We start from the raw sequence: 14,456 nt of genomic DNA, 5'->3' as shown, positions 1-14,456 counted from the left end.
CTACGCCATGCTGGACGAAGCAGCCATGGCCGCATAACTTAAACCAAACGGTCTCCGGTAAATCCGGTGCGGTTCAATCCTTATTCTACCAGGTATCCTGAGCCTGCTGCAAGAGCTCGCGTCATCTGGGATCAAGATTTTGATCGTTGACCATTTGGACAGACTGACCCGCGACGAAGGCGACATGTCTTTCATTTTCAAGACACTCACGTTTCACCAAATCGAGTTGCATTCCGTTGCACAGGGCAAGGTCGAGCGGAATACGGCGGCTATCATGGCTATAGTCTCCCGCAACCAATTGGAATCGACCGCTTATGCGGTAAAGCGGGGCCAGCACGGTCAGATTCGCGCAGGGAAGAGCGCAGGTGGCAAGCCTTACGGCTACAAGAAGCCAATAACGGGGCAATCTGGTGAGCTTATCATAGATGAGGGTGATGGCATCCTGATGGGAGAAGCCGCTGTTGTTCGGCGCATATATGCCGAGCGCATAGATGGAAGAAGCCCGAGGGAGATCGCGGGGCGTTTGAACGCCGAAAAAATCCCCGCACCATCTGGAGACAAATGGAATTCCTCCACCTTGAATGGCTCCCGCAAACGACGGAACGGAATCCTGCGTAATCCGATTTATAAGGGCATAAGAGAGTGGAATAGAGTGACAATGGTACGTGATCCGAGTTCAGGCAAAAGGGTCAGCCGTTCAAATAAGATTGCCGACATCGTGACTCACGAAGTCCCAGAATTGGCAATTGTTGACGCCAATTTATTTGACAGAGTCCAATCTCTGTTCCCGACGGATCGCGAACATCCGTCCACATATCGCCGCGCAAAAACCTTGTTTTCTGGAATGCTACGCTGCGGTTGCTGCAATGGCGGCATGTCTATGAAAGATCAGAGCAGCGGTCGTATCCGCATGCAGTGCTCCACGATGAAAGAATCCCGCTCATGCGTGAACTCCAGCGCGTACTATCTTGATGAGATCGTAGAAACCACGTTGGCTGGCCTCAAGGATCAGCTGAGCCAGACAAAGGCCCTCGCTGAGATGATAAAAGGATACAATTCAGAGCGATCTCGTCTGGCGGGTGAAACCATCGAGCAGACTCGGATTGTCGACAAGCAGATCGCGGAATTGAAGCAGCGCGAGACCAGATTGTGGGCGGACTATGAAAAGGGTGTCTTGGACGGTGTCTTGGCAAATGAGCGGATTTTGGGAATTCGCAATGAAATTGGTGACCTGGGAGAGAAAAAGCGAGCCTTACCTTCCCTGCCTGAGACAGTCGTGCTCCATCCATCGTCGGTCAAAAAGTTCGCCGTTTTTGTTGATGACATGGCATCCATGTACGCCGTCCAGATAACCGATGAAAATCGAGAGGCCGCAATGGCGATCCGAAAGCTTGTTGATGCGATTATCATCACACCGCAGGAATTTGGCACGCATATAGAGATCAAAGGACTGATTGGCTTGCTGGTTGAAGCGGCAAACCGGGCTTCGCATGCACCGAAATTGGGGGGAATAGTGGTAGCGGGAGAGGGACTCGAACCCCCGACACGCGGATTATGATTGAGGCTAGGATAACTGTTACCTAGGCTCATTCTGATCCAAGCCTTTTCACGTACCGATTGAATGCGTTCAGGATTAGCTCTCTGAGCTGCCTCAGGCTTTTCCAATTAGCCGCATTCAAGCCCACCGGAAAATGCGCCCCATTGCAACCCAGATGATCGAATTCTAATCGGATCAGAAAATCCAACCGACCTGGCTCGGTTCGCTGCAAGTCGATTTGCTGGTTCAATAGACTGGCGAGCTTATATCGGCGATTGCACGACCGCCGCCAGCGAACGCACGAAGACATCAGCCTTCCTCGCCTACTTGAATTACAGTCTGATGTCCGATTGCCGTCAGGAAACTGCCGAACCAAGCCTCTAACGCAGAACTAACGTTGGGCTCACTCCTGTTCTGCATTCCTGAAGAGCGAAGATTTTCACCATTCGCATGAACCGATCTGGAGGACACCATTATGCTGTTCATGAAGGGCCACGGCGGCCATGCCGTATACGAATACAGCGACTACACGCGCGACAACAGGCGGATGGCGAGGGATGCCTGCGGGTATCGGCCGGATGAGACATATCCGGCATGGGACCCAGGCAAACTCGGCCAGTTTGGCTATATCTGCGACGGCGCGTCAGGCATTCCGGCCAATTCCAAGACCCTCGATGCGTTGCGTGAAATTGCCACTGAAATGGTCGATCAGACCCCGCAGGACCATGACAACTCGCAGATTCCCGCAGCCTTCACCTATATCGGTCAATTCATCGATCACGACATCACCGCAGGAACCGATCGCGAGATTTCCGTCTCCGAGATCGACGTTCCCGACCTTGCGCCGCTGAAGCCGGCCGAGGTCGAGGCCAAGGTTGCAAACCTGCGCACGGGGAAGCTGGATCTCGACAGCCTTTATGGCGGAGCGGTGCTTCAAGGAAGCTTCGCAAAGCAGATTGTTGACGGAAAACTGCTGCGTCATCCGGTCTGGAAGGCGAAGCTGAGACTTGGCAAGTCGACACCGACCCCGCCATTCGCTGCCGAGAAACCTGAAGACCCGGCCCGCGATGTGCTGCGGCTGGGTCGCCTGATCGACAGCGGAACCATTGATCCCGACGATATCGGCTCACTGTCAGCCGACCTGCAGGATGCCTTTTCCGGTGCTCCCGGAGAGGTAAACCGGCAAAAGGCCGTCATAGGCGACGGGCGGAATGACGAGAATCTGGCCGTGTCGCAGACCCACCTCGCCATGGCGCGCTTTCACAATGTCTGCGTGGTGCACGCCCATACGATCGGCGGACCCAAGGACCTTTCTTCCGAGGCCACGTTCAATTTTGCGCGCAATCTGACCCGCTGGACCTACCAGTGGCTGATCTTGCACGACTATCTGCCGCGCATTTGCCAACAGGACGTCCTGGCCTCGGTTCTCGCCGACAACGCCCCGTTCTACAAAAAATTCTTCGATCGGGTGGGACCTGGAGATGGCTCCCGCTTGCCGATGCCACTGGAGTTCTCAGTCGCCGCCTTTCGCTTTGGACACACGATGGCGCGCCCGGACTATGACTGGAACAAGCACTTTGGTCGCGGTCCCGAGCCGATTGCAGCGCGCGGAGACTTCCGCCAACTCTTCCGGCTGACGGGCGGCGCCTCGCCGCCAATGCACGTCGTCGTCTCGGCAATGGGTGACATCCAGCATTTCCCCACTCTACCAGACAATTGGGTGGTGGACTGGAGCCGCTTCATCGATGACAGCGGCAAGTGTCCGGACCGTTTCACCCGGCGCATCGACACCCATCTGGCGCCGCCATTGCTGGATATGTTCAACGAACCCAAAGGCATGCATGCCCGCATGCGGCACCTTGCAGAACGCAATCTGCGCCGGTCCTTCCGTTTGGCCATTCCCTCGGCGCAGGCCTGCATCGCGAAAATGGCGAAGCACAAGATTGCCATTACACCGCTGTCGCAAAAGGTCCTGCGCAGTGGCCCCGGCGGCGCCGCGCTGGAGCGCGCCGACATGCTCGATGCGACGCCGCTCTGGTACTACATCCTGCGCGAGGCCGAAGTTCAAACCGACGGCGAGACTCTCGGACAACTGGGCAGCCGCCTGGTGGCCGAAACCCTGGTGGGGCTGATCGTCAACGACCCCAACAGCTTCTGGTCCCAGCCGGGCAGCGACAACGGACGCTGGCATCCGCAGGACTCGATCAAACCCAGGGGCAAGCCGATCACCTCCTTTGAGCGGCTCGTCGAAGCTTCCGGTCTGATGTAACCGAGCCACTTGAGAACGAAAAAGCCCACGGGCCACACACCGTGGGCTTTCTCATCTTCGGCAAGCACCGTCGTGTGCAGCACCATTGAAACTTGACAGTGTTGAGCCAACCTCAAGCGGATCTAGTGAACGCGTGGCGCCAGCATTGTTTGATGATGAAATGACAATCTGCAGAGGGGCTCACAATGTCGGACACGTCCCATATCTATTCCAAGGAAGCCGCCCGCTACGTTTCCATCGCATCCGCCTGGTTTGTAACCCTGCTGGTCTTGTACCTCTTCGTTTCGGCCGTCCTGCAGCATTTGCACTTTGCGGAATACGGCGCCAGCAATCTCATTGCCGGTTGCGCGACCCCGGAATGTCAGCGGCTTGCACTTGAGTCCGACATTCAGAACATGCGCTCTGCACGTGTCGGGTACGCCTTGATCTACCGCTTTTCCCTATCCGCTGCCGCCATTGTGGTTTCTCTTGCCACTATCATTCTCGGCTCTGTCCTGGTGTTCGATCGCGTCCGTTCACCTGCCGAAAACGCGGCAGAAATACAGGCATCCGAATTGAAGCTGATGGCCAATTCGACCTTCCCCGGCCTGATCATGGTTTTCCTCGGGTCCTGTACCCTGTCCATTACACTCCTGTTCACAAACTCGCTTTCTCCCGTGGTGGAGGTCCGCGACGTTCCGGTGTTTGTGCAAGACCTCAATACATGGCGAAATACGGTCGGCATGACAGCCGGCGTCAAGATATCACCTGCCGAGCAGGCGGACGCCACCGACGAGGCTGAGGCGCAACAGGACGCCGCCAGGACCGGTCGCGAGCTGAAAGACTTCAAACTGCTTTTGGATGAACAAACCGAACCGCAAAACGGAGGAACTTCAAATGACCCGTCCTGAAATACTCGCCGTTTGTGCGGCCTGCCTGCCGCTCATGGCCATGAGCGATGTTGACCCGCAACGAACCGCCGCCGTCGATCAGATGGCAAATGCCTGTATTGCTGATCCCACACATCCTCAGCACAACAGCGACCTCTGCCGTGCATTTCTTTACGGCACCTATTATCAGGCCCGTTTTCAGCAGGCCTCCCCTGCACCGGACATAACGCTTCAGAACGGCGACCAGGGATCGCCGGGAGTTCTAATTCAGCAACTCCTGCGCCGGTCGCCCAGCACTCAGTCGCTGGATGTGGAACAAGACATTGAATACCAGGATCTGAGAAAACTTGAACAGCAACTGAGAGATCTTGAGAAACAAATGAAATCAGTCACGCAGGATATGCTCATCTTTACTGTTCCATCAGAAAATGTTGATAACCAGTCCGAACAGATTGTGCGCTGATTGGGTAAAAATTCAGGCCTTAAAGATGCAAAGAAGAACTTTCCAGGCCCAATTTCGAATTCTTTAAATTAAAAAAGATCAAATATAAATCCAGAATACAGGCGATTTTTTAAAATTAAAAATCCAATATTTGAATAAAAATAGATTTTACATTTAAAATATCGCCTGCCGAAACATGAATTCGTCGACACAAGTGAAATGAATCGTGGATTATATTTTCGGAAGAAGCCGACGGTCATCAACCGGAAGGCAAAAGCGCCATCATACCCCAGCAACCTTCAGCAACATGGGAAAATGAAATCGCGCCATAGCCGGGGGCAAGAACCTTGTCGAGCACGGGATTTTGAGGCCGGGCATAGCCGAAACGTGTTCCCCAGCTGTTTCGAAAAATGAACCAGCCTTTTATCTCGCCCTCGGCTGCGCCCGGGTCCGGCACCATTCCTATAATGCACACCGCATGGCCTATCTTGTTCGAACCTGCCTCTTTGACAGCATCCGTAAGATCCGGGATGACGCCGGTCTTCCACGCATTTCCAACCGTCCAGGGAGAGTGATTGCCGGTCGGATAGACCGGCAGGGTAATGGAAACGGCCGCCCCACTCAAAAGGCTCGCCTGAATGAATTCAACTACAAGCGATTCTTTTTCGAAGAACGGCTCAGTCAACTCGTTCTCGATCTCCGGCCTGCGATGAATTTTTAAAGTCACAAAGACCCTGCTTTTATCGAGCCTGTTAAGCAGGGCTTCGTCCGATACACTTTGGGACACGGGGGCGGTCCAAGCGGGGTCGTTCTGGATGTATTTGTAGGGAAGCCTCTCTTCTGGCGGCACGCCGAAATCAATCAACGCCCTTGCCGCTTGAACCAGAAAGGTTGCGCCGGAGGTGTCATTCCCAGGCTCCTTGCCGGGTCCAAGGTGGCCAAGTTCCTTGCGTGACCTGGCATAGACAAACTCTTCCGCGTAATCGACCCCGGTCGGCGGATCCTGGCTTCGCAGGACATCAAGCTCCAACGCGGCCAGCGCCGCAAAGGGCACGCAGGTGCCCCGGGATGTACCCTGATCGCGCACCGGCCAGATCTTGCTTTTCGGATCGTAGAGCATTTCGGGACCAGTCCTGAACAGCTTCAACTGAGGACGGAAACTGATTTCCGCTTCTGCCAGCACCTTCACAAGCTCATCGAAGTTTCTGATCCCAGAACTCCTGGGCTGACCGTCCGACCCAATTATCGACAGTACCGGGGTCCCGCCAATCTCCTCCAGTTCACGCCGCACATTGAAAACCACGCCTCGCGCGTCACGCATCTCCTGTGCCCTCCTCCGGAACGGCTGGGTCAGCGTCCGCGGGATCCGCAAGTATGTCCGCAATGACAATACTGTCTTCAACGGCCTTGAAATGTGCCAATTCATTTTCGACCTGGACTTCCAGGGCCTTCATTGCGTCTGTCTCCAGAAGTTTTTCCGCCAGCATGTCCGCAAGCGCTTCGCCGGCACGCGTATCGCTCTGGTAATGAAGACCTGCGATCTCGCGATTCTCCGATATTCTGCCGGCGAGGCTGAAGAGATAGGCTTCAAGCGCAGGGGCTTTCGCCATCGCAAATAGCACCTTGGCAACCAGGTAGGATTGCGTGGCATGGCCGCTGGGAAAGGACGGGTGCGAAGGGGTGGCAATAACCGGCATCATTGCCGGATAGATCTGCACGGGTCGGGGGCGCATGAAGATGCCCTTGGCCTGCTGGCTGAACATGCCGCCGATCAGGATGCACAGGGTGATCACTTCCCGCGTCGCCCGAAGGTTCACGTCAGACACGCTCAGCATGCTGTTGAAGTAGTGATCGAAGGCACCTGCCTGATCGACGATCTCGCCAGCCCGCCGATCCAGGAAATCAGCCCGCAGCCGCAGGATCGACTTGATTTCGCTTTCAAGTGGAGTCCGGTCCCCGTTGCCGTCGCCCGGCGTCTCGCCTCCCTTGGCATTGGGGAAAAGTGGGAGCAACGCCGCTTCGAGATCCGCATCGGAAACTGGTCCGATCTGCTGCAGGATGCCCGGAATTTTGCTTGTTGCCGAAAGCTTCGGGTCCCAATTTTCGCTTGGGAAGCCCAAGCCGCTGGTTCTCGAAATCAGGTCGAAGGGTTTCGGAACATCCGGAAAGGATGGCAAAAGCGGATCGACCATCGGCAAACTCGCGCCATTGGCCATACCGGAGGCAACGCCGCCTTGCACCCCACCCTGCACCCCGCCTTGAACGCCCCCTTGGACGCCCCCTTGGACGCCGCCCTGAACGCCCCCCTGACTTGAACCTCTGTTGATCATCCTCGTCCCCTTTCACTCGTCGATCAGGTGCTACAGAAGGACCGTTAGTCCAACGTTATCGCCCCTTCACACCGGCAGGCCTGCATCTCGCAAATGCGCAACCATTTCGCGACGCTTGGCGAGATCCCGAAAAGGCGGACCGGATCCGTTGGGATAGACTATGGCTCCCTTTCCGAAGATCTTTCGGTGATGCGCCACCAGGGGCTCCACCTCCGATTTTCGGTCGGATGCCCAAAGCGACGCAATCGTTGTGCGCAAATTGGACAGGTGGTTCGGGTTCAGTTCAAAACTGATCTTGCCGTGTTCAACAGCCTCTCCGAAGGCGCCGGTGGAGTAATATGCCAGGCTGATGAAATGGTGATAGCGCGATATGAACGGGTCCAGCGGGGAGAGCTCCAATGCCTTGAGTCCGTTCTTGATCGCGCCATCGGCATCGCCGGAATAGGCCAGCCCCGGTACGGTCCAAATCAGCGTTTCACTGTCGTTGGGCATCAGCGTCAGTGCGTTGTCGAACAGCTTCAGGGCCGCATCGTAATCCTCGGAGTTGATGATCCGGCTATGGGCCAGGATCGCACGCGACCGGCCATCGCCCGGGGAATATTCAATGGCTTTGGCCGCGTTTCGTTCGAGGGCTGCGAGATCATCATGCAAATGATCGCTCCAGCGTTGCCAGATTTTCAATGCATGCCAATCGGCCTTCATGCTGTAGGCGGGCCCGAACATCGGCGCCAGGAGGATTGCCCGATCCAGCAATTGCCCGGCCTCCACGAAAGACGCATGGGACAGATCCAGCAGGAGATCCTTGGCTCGGAGGGTCAGGTGATACGGCTCCAGCTCTCTGGAGGCGAAACGGATGGTCCTTGACAGCTCCGTCTGATCGATGTTCGGCGAGATCTGGTTTGCGATCAGGGCCGCAAGCTCGACCTCATAGCTCAGAGCCGCGCCAAAAGGGCGCTCTATGGTCAGCGCGTGGAGGATCTTTTCATCGTCCAGATCGACGACCTGCGTCGCGATGGAAATGATTTCGCCACGCGGCCTCATGCTGCCGAAGACGGCATATTTCGCGTTGAAGGTCTCAGCGACTTCGCGGGTTGTCACGTCGGTACCAAGATAGTGCCGTGTTGAATTGCTCGATACGACAGGAATGGTCCGGTTGGAGGCAAGCCGACAGGTCACCTCGTCAAGCAAACCCAGTGACACGAACCGCAAGTCGGGGTCATCCGACAGAACATTGTAGGGCACGACGACGACACCGTTTCGCCCCTTCCGCCGAACAGATGACGCGACACCGGAGGCAGGCGCATTGATTGAAAGCTTGATCTCGACCGCCAGATCTTGCGTCTCCGCGGATGGTTCTGCCGCGAGTTGGTCATCGACGAGTTCGCAGAAGGAATTGTACACCTGCAGCGCAGCAGCGCTCTCTTGCAGATCATACAGAGCGCTCATCAAATGGCGCACAGCCCCCTCATTGAACTCATCCAGTGACAGAATGACTCGAGCCAGTTCTTTGCGGGTCGATGCGTGCACATCGTTGCGCTCCAGGAACGCCTGCAGCATTTCGACTGCTTGCAGCAATACGCTGTTCCTGAATTCCGCGATCCAGTTGGCGTACTCATCGCCAATGTCTTCGAACTCCGTCAGCAAGTCCGATAAACGGCGGAAATTTCCATGCAATTCCCCGACGGACATGAGATTCGTACTCATATCGAGAAGCTCGTCGATATCGGTTCGATAAGCGCCCGGAACAAAACCCGCAGTCTCTCTGTTCAACTCCAACAGGCTGTTGGAATGATCGCCCAGAACACGCCTGATCTCAAACAAGGTCTGGCGCAGCGAGATGCGGGCTTTGGCATGATCCGATTGCGGCCAGAAAAAACTGGCAAGAAAGACACGATCGATCTGCCCCTTGCCGCTGAGTGCAAGATACGACAGAAGTGCGCGCGCTTTGCGGCCGGGGAGTTGAATTCGCTGAGTCCCAAACGAAACTGAACAATCAGTCATGCAGTGTATCAAAAAAGGCTTCGACACGCTGACACCCCCGTTTCGACTGCGAAGGCAGTCGCTTCTTTTTGTTAGCAAGGGCACGAGTTTTCAACAAGCTTCATGGCCATCCGCTCGGAGCTTTCGCCAGCATTGATTAGCCACGATCCGGTGTCGGCGTAATTCTCTTCTGAAAAGCCGACATTACTGAAACTGCGCCTTGAATAGCCCCGGAGTTCTCGTCAAACACATCCTTGCCCGATCAAAGTATCATCGCGCCGCGTGGCACTACATCGCCACGCGCGAGCCGATGCGGAACGGCTACATTGATAGCTTCAACGGCAGGGTGCGGGATGAGCTGGTGAAGGAGAGCCTGTTCTTTGGTCTCGACTATGTCCAAAGCACCATCGCCGACTGGGGGCAGGCTGCACCACCGCAAGGCCTTGATCTTCGCTCGGCTACAAGGACCCGGTGGCCCCTGGCCGCATACGGCTCCAGCGCCGCGCATCATGATTGTTTCGTGCCTTCGCAGGTTGCTCACACCACGCCGACAGGCGTAAGAAAAGCAGCTCAGGCGCCACTCCGCGTCGGATGACAACCCCGTGTCAGGTCATGACCACCTGCAATATATCCGAAATTTTGGTAGCGGGAGAGGGACTTGAACCCCCGACACGCGGATTATGATTGAGTCAAGGTGTCCGCGCGATGTGCCTCAAGTCCAAACAGCTTGTTTCGGTAGGTCGCTGACCTGGTTGAAACCGGCCTTTCCGATCCGTACCGATTGTTCTCAATTCCTCTCATTCAAGTGCAGCTACATTGGCTCCCCCATGGCACCAAACGTCAGAAAGAAAAAAGCTAGTGAACGCTCTCCGCTATCAACTCTGAACGCCGAAATATCTCTTCAGCAATTTCCCTTAAAGTAGCGTTCTGAATAAGCTGGATGTAATATCCTAAAAATTCGTGTCTCTGTTCAGTATCCCGAAACTTACCCGTATAAATACTTGCCTGTAACACAGCGTCAAGACGATCGAAGTCCTTCGCCAAAATAGAAAGTTCGTCACTACCACGTTCGAAACGATCCCATATATCATACGTGTCCGACAGCCGCTTAAGATTTCGGAACTGAGCATGGGCGCGAATTCTTAGTACAGCCTCATTTTCCTTCGCCTTGGTTTCACCATCCTTGGGACCATAGTCACCAATGTATGCCTCTGCGAGATCATGATAGAGTATGATCCGTGACAATTCACCTCGCTCGGCTACAGAGATATCCGGCTTAGCCTTGTCCGCAAGCAGGTCCGCCAATAACATTGCCCCGAACACATGCGACGCAACAGTCTCTACGGCATTATCATTATGCCCAAACTCTCTTTGGACCCATCCCACTCTAGGAAGCATTTTTATCACATAAAGCCCAACGATAGCGTCCAAATAGGAATACTGATTATTGGTTAAACCAATTTTCAGCATGTTTAAGTAGGCGTTAATTGACTGCCCGACCGATAGGCTACTTGCTAATAGACGCTCTGCAAATTCACGTTCTGCGAGCCTCTGTTGACTATTCAATTCTCCAAGCTCAAGCCGATAACGAACGAGGGAAAAATAAGTAATTATACATATTCTATCATACTCGTTGAGATTTCCCTTAGCCAATGCATCATTTATCTTGTCACCCAATATCTTTCGGCACGAGGACCATCGTCCACCTTTATCTTCAAGTTCGAGCGCTACCGTAATACCCATGCTTGCGAGCTGGTCTCCGTAATATTCAAGATGAAAACCTCTGTTCAGGCTATCCTCGTGCGGATTTGAAAGCAGCAACTCTATGTACTTATCTGTAGCACCGCGATCCCCCTTTAAAGCGGAACTAATGTACAAAGAGCGCCTAGCAATTCTTAGGGCGCTGCTTTCGGCTTTATCGTCTTCGAGCATCATAGCTGCAATTTCGAGAATTTCGTCAGCCTTTCGGCGACCCTTTGTGGAGCGCGCCCTTCCCGCTAGGTAAATTGAATATGCAAGTCCCGTATAATTAATATCTCCGATTATCTTCTTCGCCGTATTTAAAACTGAATCTTCAATATTTTCATTCTCCAAAATATCTTTGACGCAAATATTCACATCATTTGAAAATACTAAAGAAAAAAATATTTCCTCAATAATATTAAAATTATGAAATACATCCGATCCATTTTTATTATATAATGACAATATGTACACGATTGCATTTGCAACTAACGCTGTCTGTACCATTTTGGGTAAAGTCGCGTACTTGCGCCGATATTCCTCCAAATATGATTCGCGTTCTTTTGGGTATCCGGCGATTGCTAGTTCCTTACAATTCGTTCTCAACGCTTCAACGCATATTTGTTCGAAATAATCGTCACTTTTTTCTTTTGAAATCTCATCACAAAGCATTCTCATTGCTCTAAGTATAAAATTAGTACTATTTTTTACGTTATTAAAAGCATGTCTCTTGTAATTATCTATAAATAGTGAAATTGAAAAATGATTCACATAAGGAAAATTCAAATTCCCCATTTCATTTACAATGTTTTCTGCGCTTGCTCCAGAGTTTGGCAAGCCTGTTTTAATTAATCCCTCTACAAGTTCGAGAAACGTGACTCTATCTAGCCTATATACTTGCTTAAACTCAAATATTTCAGCAAATTCCATTCTGTAAATTGCCGGTGAAATTGGCTCATCTTTCAAAATGTTGGACAGCTCAAAGTGTTCAACTCCAAACGAAAGTACCAGGCAAATCTCTTTTGATGACAAAAAGTCTTCAAGGTGATCGAATATCTCCCATTCCTTTTGATCACCGTGAAGCTCATCTACAAGAAAATAATATCTTAATGCTTTATCGGAAAAATCCAAATTATCAATAATACGCTTAACTTCGTCTCTGACCGAAGACCTTTTTGCTCGCAACAATAGCTTTTGCGCATTAAAAAATTTTACACCACACCTATCCCCAAATTCACTCTTTAACACCAATTCCAAAATTTTTAGCGCTGCACTTTTCCCACTCCCACTGCGCCCTTCCAGCAAGAATTTCCCACCTTTCGGGCTTTTCCTGATAACTTCGACAAATTCAGAGAAAGGGACAAGTAATTCCTTGCCCTTTTGTAAATCACCATCTTTCTTTTTTCGCCTGCGCAGATTGGCGAACCTCTTATCCAGAGCGTCAAAATCACTAGCATCTTCGATATATTGGCCGGGGTAATTTGGAAGATAATCGTCATCCAAATTCTCTAATTTTATTGCTGAAGCTAGATCCGACCCCACTTCACCGTATGTGTATCTGTCCTCCAGAAGGCTCTTCAATGTCTGAACAGCGTTTGACATGGCCCAACGCCGAAAAATCCCCTCGCCGACAGCATCAAATTTTCCTTTATCCGAGTTCGCAGGATCACTTATTGCGCGGATCGCAAAAAAAGGCGGTTCATCCCTTATTGCCTTTAAGCCATCAGCTATAAAGGCGCTTTCCATATCGGCAGCAATATAATTTCTGTCGCTTCTTTGAAGGACATCTCTCTTAAAATTCTCTGATTTGATTAGCATATTGCTTACGGCGAAAGGACCAACAACAATACTTGGACTTGTAGACAAAATGGCCGAACTTCTCCACTTTGTTATTTGAGAAATCTCATCTTCTGAAAGATCAACGCCGTGCGCGGCAGCGTATTCTTCCAAGGTAGGCAACTTGTTTCTTTCCCTAAAGGTGATCGAATTCACCAGGAGCTGGGCGTCCTTGCTGACTAAAGCGGGCTTCATTCCGACTTGGATTGAGTATCCGACATCGCCTTCGTCTTGCGCTGCCGAACGATAGTCAAAAATATTCAATTGGGAGGGAACGACTACATCACCGACTTTGGCATCTTTCAGACGACCAGAGATGCCGACATTAAGAACAATCTTTGGCTTGAATTTGGTTGCAAACAATGTAGCGGCGTCGCGAATGCGGGACCCAACTTCTCCGGCAGATACAAAAAGGCCACGCCGACGAACATCTGAAGCATCAAGAAAATCAAAGCTTTGATACTCAAAATTCTGATAGACTCTTGGAGACGAAAGTGAATAGAAACCACTTGATGAAAGGGCTTCACTTTCTTCCGTAAGCGCGATCAAAAGTAGTACATCTATTGTCATCATCGCTCCTAAGTGAGTTATGCCAAGCCTAATTGCACCCGCTAAATCACAAGCCGAACGGGCATGACCTCAGCCAAAAGCCCTCCACCTTTGAACATCCGTCTCAAACCATACCCTGACACGCGGACGTTGCAATCTTAATATGCACGTCATGAAAAAGAAGCTGACGCCCAAGACCATTGAAGCCCTGCCACCTGCGACAGGCAAGCGCTACGAAGTACAAGACGCCTTGCTGCCCGGCCTGCACTTGCGTGTGTCAGCCACAGGTGGGAAGGTGTTTGGGGTATCCCGCCGCATTGCTGGGCGTATGAAGCGCATTCGCATTGGCGCTTATCCTATCGTGTCATTGGCTGATGCGCGTGAGAAGGCACGAGACATCCTGCGCGATATCGAACTCGGGCAATACGATCAGAACTCCCCTTCTGTGTTTGACCCTCGCCTGTCCCTTGGCGAGGTCGTACCTCAGTTCATCGAACTTTACGCCAAGCCACGTAACAAGGACTGGCGCGGAACCGAGCGCGTCCTGCAAAAGTTCTCGCCTTTGTTCCCCTGCCCCATCGATCAGATCAAACGCGCTGACATTGTGCGGGTACTCGATACGATCATTGCCGGTGGTGCACCGACACGGGCGAACCAGGCGCTGGCTGCGATCAAAAAGCTCATGAACTGGTGCCATAGACCGCGGCATGATCGAAACATCGCCTGTGGCTGCTCTCAGGGCGCCCACGAAGGAGATTGCGCGTGATCGCGTGCTCACTGATGAGGAAATGATCGCTATCTACGGTGCTGGCGCATGTGAAGGCTTGAACCGCACCGGATTTACCGGAGACCGTTTGGTTTAAGTTATGCGGCCATGGCTGCTTCGTCCAGCATGGCGTAG

Annotated in this window: 10 protein-coding genes and 1 pseudogene; 7 read left to right on the top strand and 4 right to left on the bottom strand. The window is 52.6% G+C overall.

What is annotated here, in order from left to right; all coding sequences use genetic code 11:
* Positions 1-61 precede the first annotated feature (61 nt).
* The 4 genes from WNZ14_RS23510 (at position 62) to WNZ14_RS23495 (ending at position 5,138) form a co-directional block, all read left to right on the top strand.
* The gene (locus WNZ14_RS23510) at positions 62-1,558 is read left to right on the top strand and encodes a recombinase family protein (RefSeq protein WP_342871118.1); all 1,497 of its coding nucleotides are present in this window, start codon (positions 62-64) and stop codon (positions 1,556-1,558) included.
* Positions 1,559-2,012: 454 nt separating this feature from the next.
* A complete protein-coding gene (locus WNZ14_RS23505; protein WP_342871117.1) occupies positions 2,013-3,806 on the top strand; it encodes a heme peroxidase family protein in 1,794 nt (597 codons plus the stop codon).
* A gap of 185 nt (positions 3,807-3,991) precedes the next feature.
* The gene (locus tag WNZ14_RS23500; RefSeq protein ID WP_342871116.1) at positions 3,992-4,696 is read left to right on the top strand and encodes a hypothetical protein; all 705 of its coding nucleotides are present in this window, start codon (positions 3,992-3,994) and stop codon (positions 4,694-4,696) included.
* Positions 4,683-5,138, top strand: a complete 456-nt coding sequence (locus WNZ14_RS23495; RefSeq protein WP_342871115.1) for a hypothetical protein — start codon at positions 4,683-4,685, stop codon at positions 5,136-5,138. The genes WNZ14_RS23500 and WNZ14_RS23495 overlap by 14 nt, the downstream gene beginning before the upstream one ends.
* A gap of 238 nt (positions 5,139-5,376) precedes the next feature.
* Here the strand turns inward: WNZ14_RS23495 and WNZ14_RS23490 are convergent, their stop codons facing one another.
* From WNZ14_RS23490 to WNZ14_RS23480, 3 genes are all read right to left on the bottom strand, one after another.
* On the bottom strand, positions 5,377-6,438 hold the full coding sequence (locus tag WNZ14_RS23490; RefSeq protein WP_342871114.1) for a C1 family peptidase: 1,062 nt from the start codon (positions 6,436-6,438) through the stop codon (positions 5,377-5,379).
* Positions 6,431-7,447: a phosphatase PAP2 family protein gene (locus tag WNZ14_RS23485; RefSeq protein WP_342871113.1), complete on the bottom strand. Its 1,017-nt coding sequence runs from the start codon at positions 7,445-7,447 to the stop codon at positions 6,431-6,433. Before WNZ14_RS23485 ends, WNZ14_RS23490 begins: the two co-directional genes overlap by 8 nt.
* 66 nt (positions 7,448-7,513) lie before the next feature.
* A complete protein-coding gene (locus tag WNZ14_RS23480) occupies positions 7,514-9,151 on the bottom strand; it encodes a BTAD domain-containing putative transcriptional regulator (RefSeq protein ID WP_342871112.1) in 1,638 nt (545 codons plus the stop codon).
* Between WNZ14_RS23480 and WNZ14_RS23475 the strand changes: the two genes are divergently transcribed.
* Positions 9,116-9,436 (top strand): hypothetical protein, encoded by a 321-nt coding sequence (locus WNZ14_RS23475; protein WP_342871111.1) that lies wholly within the window; start codon positions 9,116-9,118, stop codon positions 9,434-9,436. The two genes, WNZ14_RS23480 and WNZ14_RS23475, sit on opposite strands and share 36 nt — an antisense overlap.
* A gap of 265 nt (positions 9,437-9,701) precedes the next feature.
* Positions 9,702-9,845, top strand: a pseudogene (locus tag WNZ14_RS23470) (integrase core domain-containing protein); the annotation flags it as partial.
* A 437-nt stretch (positions 9,846-10,282) separates the two neighbouring features.
* Here WNZ14_RS23470 and WNZ14_RS23465 read toward each other — a convergent pair.
* Entirely contained in the window at positions 10,283-13,576 is a 3,294-nt protein-coding gene (locus tag WNZ14_RS23465; protein ID WP_342871110.1) for an HD domain-containing protein, read from the bottom strand.
* A 151-nt stretch (positions 13,577-13,727) separates the two neighbouring features.
* Between WNZ14_RS23465 and WNZ14_RS23460 the strand changes: the two genes are divergently transcribed.
* A complete protein-coding gene (locus tag WNZ14_RS23460) occupies positions 13,728-14,321 on the top strand; it encodes an Arm DNA-binding domain-containing protein (RefSeq protein WP_342871109.1) in 594 nt (197 codons plus the stop codon).
* The last annotated feature ends 135 nt before the right edge of the window (positions 14,322-14,456 follow it).

It is taken from the genome of Hoeflea sp. AS60, from assembly GCF_038900115.1.
Classification (GTDB): Bacteria; Pseudomonadota; Alphaproteobacteria; order Rhizobiales; family Rhizobiaceae; genus Hoeflea.
This window is presented reverse-complemented; position numbering and strand designations above follow the sequence as displayed.

Excerpts from the sequence above, each read along its gene's own strand:
- WNZ14_RS23505 (WP_342871117.1), top strand. The coding sequence starts at position 2,013 with ATGCTGTTCATGAAGGGCCACGGCGGCCATGCCGTATACGAATACAGC.
- WNZ14_RS23500 (WP_342871116.1), top strand. The coding sequence starts at position 3,992 with ATGTCGGACACGTCCCATATCTATTCCAAGGAAGCCGCCCGCTACGTT.
- WNZ14_RS23495 (WP_342871115.1), top strand. The coding sequence starts at position 4,683 with ATGACCCGTCCTGAAATACTCGCCGTTTGTGCGGCCTGCCTGCCGCTC.
- WNZ14_RS23490 (WP_342871114.1), bottom strand. The coding sequence starts at position 6,438 with ATGCGTGACGCGCGAGGCGTGGTTTTCAATGTGCGGCGTGAACTGGAG.
- WNZ14_RS23485 (WP_342871113.1), bottom strand. The coding sequence starts at position 7,447 with ATGATCAACAGAGGTTCAAGTCAGGGGGGCGTTCAGGGCGGCGTCCAA.
- WNZ14_RS23475 (WP_342871111.1), top strand. The coding sequence starts at position 9,116 with ATGCAATTCCCCGACGGACATGAGATTCGTACTCATATCGAGAAGCTC.
- WNZ14_RS23480 (WP_342871112.1), bottom strand. The coding sequence starts at position 9,151 with ATGAGTACGAATCTCATGTCCGTCGGGGAATTGCATGGAAATTTCCGC.
- WNZ14_RS23465 (WP_342871110.1), bottom strand. The coding sequence starts at position 13,576 with ATGACAATAGATGTACTACTTTTGATCGCGCTTACGGAAGAAAGTGAA.
- WNZ14_RS23460 (WP_342871109.1), top strand. The coding sequence starts at position 13,728 with ATGAAAAAGAAGCTGACGCCCAAGACCATTGAAGCCCTGCCACCTGCG.